This window comes from Gilvibacter sp. (assembly GCF_013214815.1).
GTDB lineage: Bacteria > Bacteroidota > Bacteroidia > Flavobacteriales > Flavobacteriaceae > Gilvibacter.
The window spans coordinates 1-6,840 of sequence record NZ_JABSPU010000097.1 but is presented as its reverse complement, the minus strand read 5'-3'; the positions used below and the strand labels follow the sequence as shown (position 1 = coordinate 6,840).

The 6,840-nt window shown below is 42.6% G+C and carries 7 protein-coding genes; 1 reads left to right on the top strand and 6 read right to left on the bottom strand.

What is annotated here, in order from left to right:
• The coding region (locus HRT75_RS13675) for a slipin family protein (protein ID WP_291187851.1) at positions 1–706 on the top strand (706 nt) is incomplete at its 5' end.
• 54 nt (positions 707–760) lie between these two features.
• Here HRT75_RS13675 and HRT75_RS13670 read toward each other — a convergent pair.
• The 6 genes from HRT75_RS13670 to HRT75_RS13645 all read right to left on the bottom strand — a co-directional run.
• A complete protein-coding gene (locus tag HRT75_RS13670; RefSeq protein WP_291187848.1) occupies positions 761–1,156 on the bottom strand; it encodes a cupredoxin domain-containing protein in 396 nt (131 codons plus the stop codon).
• Positions 1,157–1,184: 28 nt separating this feature from the next.
• Positions 1,185–1,733, bottom strand: coding sequence for a carboxymuconolactone decarboxylase family protein (locus HRT75_RS13665; protein ID WP_291187847.1), 549 nt, complete (start codon positions 1,731–1,733; stop codon positions 1,185–1,187).
• Between the two features lie 361 nt (positions 1,734–2,094).
• On the bottom strand, positions 2,095–2,937 hold the full coding sequence (locus tag HRT75_RS13660; RefSeq protein ID WP_291187844.1) for a helix-turn-helix domain-containing protein: 843 nt from the start codon (positions 2,935–2,937) through the stop codon (positions 2,095–2,097).
• A gap of 89 nt (positions 2,938–3,026) precedes the next feature.
• Complete coding sequence (locus tag HRT75_RS13655; protein ID WP_291187841.1) at positions 3,027–4,418, bottom strand: RtcB family protein; 1,392 nt, start codon at positions 4,416–4,418, stop codon at positions 3,027–3,029.
• Positions 4,403–5,029: a hypothetical protein gene (locus tag HRT75_RS13650; protein WP_291187839.1), complete on the bottom strand. Its 627-nt coding sequence runs from the start codon at positions 5,027–5,029 to the stop codon at positions 4,403–4,405. Before HRT75_RS13650 ends, HRT75_RS13655 begins: the two co-directional genes overlap by 16 nt.
• 770 nt (positions 5,030–5,799) lie before the next feature.
• The coding region (locus HRT75_RS13645; protein WP_291187836.1) for a thiol-activated cytolysin family protein at positions 5,800–6,840 on the bottom strand (1,041 nt) is incomplete at its 5' end.

The window sequence follows — 6,840 nt, the reverse complement described above, 5'->3', positions numbered from 1 at the left end:
CAGAAAGTTTGAGGTAGAGAATTATGAAAAAGCCGTCCTTTTGGTTGATGACCAATACGTCAAGACCTTGAGCGGTGGTACCTACAGATTCTGGAAAAACGATACCAGCATCAAGATTGCCAAGGTTGATATGCGACAACAACAGTTGGAGATCGCGGGACAAGAATTGTTGACCCAGGATAAAGCGACCGTTAGAGTTAATTTCTACGCGCAGTACAAGGTTACTGATATTGAAAAGGCTTTGCTTGAAAACAAGAACTACGAAAAACAACTTTATGTAGTCTTGCAATTGGCATTGCGTGCTTTCATTGGAGGATATACTTTGGATAAACTTTTGGAGAGCAAAGACGAATTGGCAGAAATGGTTTTGAAAAAAGCCAAAGAAGCCGCTGCTGCTTTGGGAGTTCAGATCTTGAGCACAGGTATCCGTGACATTATCCTTACGGGAGAAATGAAGCAGATCATGAATCAAGTATTGATGGCTCAAAAGCAAGCGCAAGCCAACGTAATTACCAGACGTGAAGAAACTGCTTCTACCAGAAGCTTGCTCAACACGGCCAAACTTATGGAAGACAACGAAATGTTGTTCGCCCTTAAGGAAATGGAATACGTAGAGAAGATCGCAGACAAGATCGGACAGATCACCGTTGCCGGTAACGGCGGTGTTGTCAAGCAATTGAAAGAGATCTTCGAGCTCAATAAATAACAAAAAACCCCGGCCATTTGGCCGGGGTTTTCTTCATCAACTAACTAAACATACCTACTTTACAGTGAGGGTATATTGTGGTGTTTTATTCAGCGGACAGAAGTAAACATACTCGCCAGCTTCTAGATGCACAACGTTGGATTTTTCAGTGGTTCCTTGCGCAACTACTTGAGTTACGTAAGCCGACTTGATGTGGTTGGCAGGATCTGATGCATCAGCACCTTTAGGCACTAATACAAATCCTACGTCCACGCCCGCGTTGTTATTGGTAATGGCAAAAACATAATCACCAGCTTTAAGTTCCACGCTTTGTTGCGTGAATTGCCCTTTGGTTTGTTCAAGAGCAACAGTTTGGGCCTTGTCATTCATGCTTTTCTTCATGGTATCTTGCGCTTGTGCGTTAAGTCCAGCGGTAAATACAAAGGCTAATGCAATTAATAAAGTTCTCATAGTTTCTATATTTTTTTTGGATTGATTATTAAACAGTTTGTAGGGTCAAAGGTTGTGCTGCAGGGAAATCTACAGGTACATCCGTGGTTTTGTGTAGGTAGTTGGAGATGGTTTTATCACCGACCAACACTATAGTATCTACCAGGTTCTCTTTGGTGTAACCCGCATTGAAGAATTGCTCCAAAGCTCCTTCAGAAGCTGCACCACGGTTTTCTGTTACGTCTTTGGCCAAGTTTGCCAAGGCGTTAAGTTTGTTGTCAAAAGATGCCGCTCCAGAGCGCAATTCTAAGATCTGATCATCATTGAATCCGTTCATTTTTCCAATAGCTGTGTGTGCTGCTAAGCAATAGCTACAATCGTTTACTTGACTTACCGCCAAATTGACTACTTCTTTTTCTTTAGCAGATAGTGAAGTCTTGCTGTTGGATAGGGTTAAATAGTTGCCTAATGCGTTTTCACTGTAAGCATAAGTGGCATATAGATTTGGAACAAATCCCAATGCTCCTTTCAGCTTGTCAAAAATGGCTTGGTTATTTTCACTTACTTCTTCTCGAGTAGGTACGTTAAATGATTTCATTGTATTTCGATTTTATGTTTGTAATTAATTTGATAGGACAAAATTGCTTAAAAACTAAGCGGCAGACCATGTAAAAAACTCCTTCAATCATGTCAATAATTCCTTAGATCATAAAGAAGTCCTCATGCTGCTGAATGGCCTTTCGGCCTCACAATAGAAGTCGTGATGGCTCTTAGAGGCACAGTGCGATTTTGTGTTTAATTTTATAGTTTTGGCTTTGTTTCTATTAAATTTCGTTGAAATAAGCTCAAAAATGGAAGGAATCGCTTTCATATCGTTCATTTTAATGTTCAATACAAAGATGCGATCATAAAAAGGTCCTGACGATGGAGAAGTTTCCCTAGCGCATGTAAATAATTCCCTAAGCGCTCAAGGTCTCTTTGGAAGCTTTAAAAGCTGATGGAGGCATGCCAGTATTCTTCTTGAAGAGTTTGCTCAGATGTGCAGGATCGTCAAATCCCAATTCATAGGCGATCTCTTTACTGCTCAGATCGGTATAGGTCAAGAGGCGTTTCGCTTCCAAAACAATGCGTCCGTGGATAATTTGCAAAGGAGTACTGTTAAACTTTGCAAAGGAATTTGCCAAGGTTTTGGGTGACTTGAACATTTGTTCAGCATAGAATTTTACGCTGTGTTCATTTTTAAAGTGGGTTTCTACCAACATATTGAACTTGCGCAAAAGGTCTGATTTCTTTTTGTGTTGCTGCGGATGGTCTCCAGCATTGAGTAGGCGAGTGGTCTTAATGATAAAACGCGCCATCAACATCCGAAGCATTTCTGCTTGAACACGATCTTGATTGTCCATCTCTTCCAAAAAAATCTGATGCAAGAGTTCAAATTTCTCTTGCTCTTCTTGAGAGAGATTGACTAAAGGGATATAGTCATTACCAAAGAAAAGATCTCCATCGCAGCCCACAGTTTTGTCGTGATCTTTGATACAATAAAATTCACGGTTGAATTGATAGACGCGCAAAGCGCCATCTGAATTGAATTGCACGTATTGAATTGGGGTAAGGGCCAAAATTTGATTGGCCTGCAATAAGATGGGTTCGCTGTCTACAATGATCTCAACGCCAGATTCTAGCGCCCAGATAAAACTGTAAAGACCAATTTGCTTGGGGGAGTCGAATTCTTTTAAAACTTGCTGATCGCCAATTTTGAGCAATGCATCTGTAGAGAATTCGGTAAAGGTGGTAGTTTTCATAAAGCAATGGTCTCAAAAAGAGATCAAAACTTACACTTCAGCAAAAAAAACAGGCCGCAGTTTTACTTGCGACCTGTCAGTTAAAAAATCTACTTGTCCATTCGTACAATTTTAGGAGTAAAGGTTCCCACTACAGCTACCAACTCTTGTTGATTTTGCATCACGCGTTTAATGTCCTTATAGGCCATCGGTGCTTCATCAACACCGCCACCAATCAGACTCACCTCATGCGTTTTGAGCTGCTGTTTCACTTGGCTTTGGGTAAATTGCTCTTTACACGCTCTGCGTGAATGCAATCTACCTGCGCCGTGTGAAGCGGAATTCAAGCTATCTTCATTTCCCAATCCGCGGACAATATATCCTGGAGCGGTCATAGATCCTGGAATGATTCCCAAAACATCTTGACCAGCAGGAGTGGCTCCTTTGCGGTGCACAATGCGCTCCACTCCGTTTACCATTTCCTTCCAGGCGAAATTGTGATGATTCTCAATTTTCACCACGGCTTTGCTTCCGAGTAGCTTCCCGATACGATAATGAATATCATCGTGACAAGCTTTAGCGTAATCGCCAGCCAAATTCATGGCCAACCAGTACTCTTGCCCGTCATGGGTATCCATATCCAGCCAAGCCAAATGCTGCACATTTTTGGGCAGCGGGCACTGTTTTGATGCCAGATACGTATAGTGTTTGGCAATGTTTGCACCCAAGGCTCGTGATCCGCTATGAGACAATACGCCTAGGTATTCACCTGGAGGCAATTGAACTTGAGGATCCTCTTCAGTAATGGTTACCAAACCAAATTCCACAAAGTGGTTTCCTCCGCCCGAGGTTCCGAGTTGTCTAAACGCCTTGTCTTTAAGTCGCTTTAAAAGCGGAATCTCCTTAAATGCCGCGCGCTCAAAGAGCTCGTGATCGTGCTTTTTAGCATGCGTCTCATAAGGGCCAAATTTGGTGTGATCTCTCAAGATGTTTTCCAACATGGCCTGTTTTCCACGCAAGTAAGAAGCACTCATCGGATATACCGTCAAACACATGCGGCAACCAATGTCCACACCAACTCCGTAAGGAATCACCGCGTTTTCTGTCGCCAATACGCCACCAATAGGCAAACCGTAACCGGCGTGCGCATCGGGCATCAGAGCTCCTGAGACCGCGATTGGCAATTTCAAAGCGTCGTACAATTGATACTTGGCCTGATCGTCAATCTCATTCTCTCCGTAAATACTAAAAGGAGCTCGCGTATTGCGCAGCTCGTGCATACGCACTTCCACAGGCTTTATAAGGCCTTCCGCTACTTTCCCCCATATGGGGTCACCCATGAACTTTTGTGGGTCGCGCAAGACCTCCTTGGCCGCTTCTAGCACGCGAACTTTCTTTTCGCGTTTGTGGTATCGGTTAATGATCCCTAAAGCGATATTTACGGTATTGTTCTTAGGAAAACCGATCCCGATCAGGTCTCGGCCTTTTAGTTTATTTCCCATGATACATCTTCTTTTATCAATTGATCTGCAGGGTAGTGCTTAAGGTTCCTCAGGGTTTGCTTTACCTGCTTGTTCTCTTTTTTAAAGCGGAGGTAATTGTCAAACTTATGGTCCCAGTGATAACGATTAAGCACTTGCTCGGCTTCATAAAATCCGGGTTTGAGCAGCTGCGAATCAATCCAATCCAGTTCACTTTCAATTTCAGGGTCTACAATTCTAGAATGCGTGACATAGGCACGACTGAACTTGATCTTGTACACGCCCTTGGGAATGCGAACGTAGAATCGTGTTATTAATTTATGACTTTTTTCGTGTCGGAATTGGAAGGGCGTACACAAGCCTTGGGCTTTTTGGCTCAATTTATTGAACTGTCTTTTGCTCAGCGTGGGTAGGTTTCTGTGGATGTAAAATCCTCGAGTCGCCTCATCCCATTGCTCTTGAGCATCTGCCTTGGTTTTTCCCCAATGATAGGTCTGCATTTTTGCAAAGACCTCCATGATGGCGGCTTTATAGCGGTATCGTTCCACTCTACGAGTAATAACGACCTCTCTAAACCAACCGTGTCTAATGGGTTTTTCCAAAGCGACATAACCCAACTTGCGTTTTTCCATCCATAGGTTGCGTCGTCTTTTAAACAACCTCCGAACTTCTTTTTCTCGTTGTTGTTTGATATGAACGGGTTTCAATTGTCATTATATCAGTTTCAATTGGTCCCGGGACGTTGAGAAGCTCCATCAGTAAGCATAAAAAAAACGTCCGAAACTTTAAGGGGCTTCGGACGTTTTCACCATCTGATGGATAGTGTCTATTAGAAGACGTCGCGAAGCATGAGCATATCCGCAGTTTGGATTTGCATCTGTTTAAATTGATTTGCGTATTGCATATTGCTTCGATTTTTAATGAGTTGCATTATTGCGCTGCAAAGATGAAATGGATTTTAATAAAAACCAAATAAATTATTGATAATGAGACAGTTAATATTAATTTTTGAGATGTAGAATTCCGCTTCGTTACTCACGAAGTACAGCATTTGACCTTAATTAATTGAGGCTCTGATATTTTAGCGTCCAACTACATTTTTTCAAGCGGGTCAAAAATTTTTCAAAAAAAAACGTCCAATTTTCATTGGACGCCTTAAAGTGTGTTTATTTCTGATCTATATCCATAGCTATTGCCGGTGGAAAGCCTCTAAAGCATCCGTTTTGTATTTAGACAATTGCATCTGCATGGTTATAAATTTATTTCGTTTTGTGAGTGGCAAAGATGCCATTTTTTATCAAATTGGCAAATTCTGTACCAAAACGCAAAGAGAAACAGCCCTTGCTTAAGTTGTTGAATCGACAACCTAAAACAAGGACTGCTCTAAAAAAAGCGCTAAAGTTTAGTTGCAAGTCACTCCAGAGACAGAGGGGTCACCACAAGGGAATGAACCTCCGCTGGCCCTAAAACATTCTTCATCGTATACATAATCAAGTTCAAAGTCGCCTAAAGTATTCCAATCACCCGTACCGCATTGCCATTGGGTTTGCACCTCTACATCGTGTGCGCCGGTCGGTGGAGTACGATTGGCTGTATCGTCCTGGTTTACAAATACCCACGGCCCGTTGTAAATAGTAGTTGTGTTCTGTCCTCTCCAACGCAATCTAAATTGAATGTCATGGAAGGAATCGTTGGTCACGGTCACTTCCTCGTGATTAAATCCTCGACTACCACATTCTTCAATTACGTAATCTGTGGTATACCCCATTTTGGCTAGGGAGTTATCTTTCAAATATCGAATGGTGTAGGCTATAGGAGCTCCAGGATTGGTTCTGCTGTATACGGCGTTCTCTCCTGTAATGATGTAGTTTAAACTACCGGGTCCGTCTTCAATGTTGGCAGCGTCGACGGCGCTGGTAGCTACTTCGGCATTTCCACCAATGGTAATGATACTCATGCTGGAGTTTTGAAGGACTTCATCATAAGAAGCCGCTAAGGTTCCTGTAGCATTATTAAAGCCACTGCCGTATTCCAATACAGCGTCCAAATTGATGGAAGTATCCATATTAGTAGTTTCCATACGCACCATGATAATACGACCGTAGGCTACGGAGGCAACGTAAGCCGGTGGCGTATCTGAGTTCATGATTGCCTGAACTTGTTCCAGAGAAACATCGGTTCCAAATACGGCTGCCGGAGAAACGGGTGTATCCATAGTAACGGTGTAGAAGACCTGTTTAAATGCTATAGAAGCCACGCGTACTTCTGTATTGGATTCATAATCAAATTGCGCTGCAATAGATCCGCTGGCCCATTCTGCATTGAGTCCGACGTCAAAACTCAACTGCTTGGAAGAATAAGAAGTAGCAGATTGATAGGGAGAGTAGGCTTCATTGACATAACCGTGTTGATAGGCGTTGTCAGTCCGCCATTCTAGGGCAAC

Coding starts and splice junctions, on each gene's coding strand:
- HRT75_RS13670 (WP_291187848.1), bottom strand. CDS start 1,156: ATGAGAACTTTATTAATTGCATTAGCCTTTGTATTTACCGCTGGACTT.
- HRT75_RS13665 (WP_291187847.1), bottom strand. CDS start 1,733: ATGAAATCATTTAACGTACCTACTCGAGAAGAAGTAAGTGAAAATAAC.
- HRT75_RS13660 (WP_291187844.1), bottom strand. CDS start 2,937: ATGAAAACTACCACCTTTACCGAATTCTCTACAGATGCATTGCTCAAA.
- HRT75_RS13655 (WP_291187841.1), bottom strand. CDS start 4,418: ATGGGAAATAAACTAAAAGGCCGAGACCTGATCGGGATCGGTTTTCCT.
- HRT75_RS13650 (WP_291187839.1), bottom strand. CDS start 5,029: ATGGAAAAACGCAAGTTGGGTTATGTCGCTTTGGAAAAACCCATTAGA.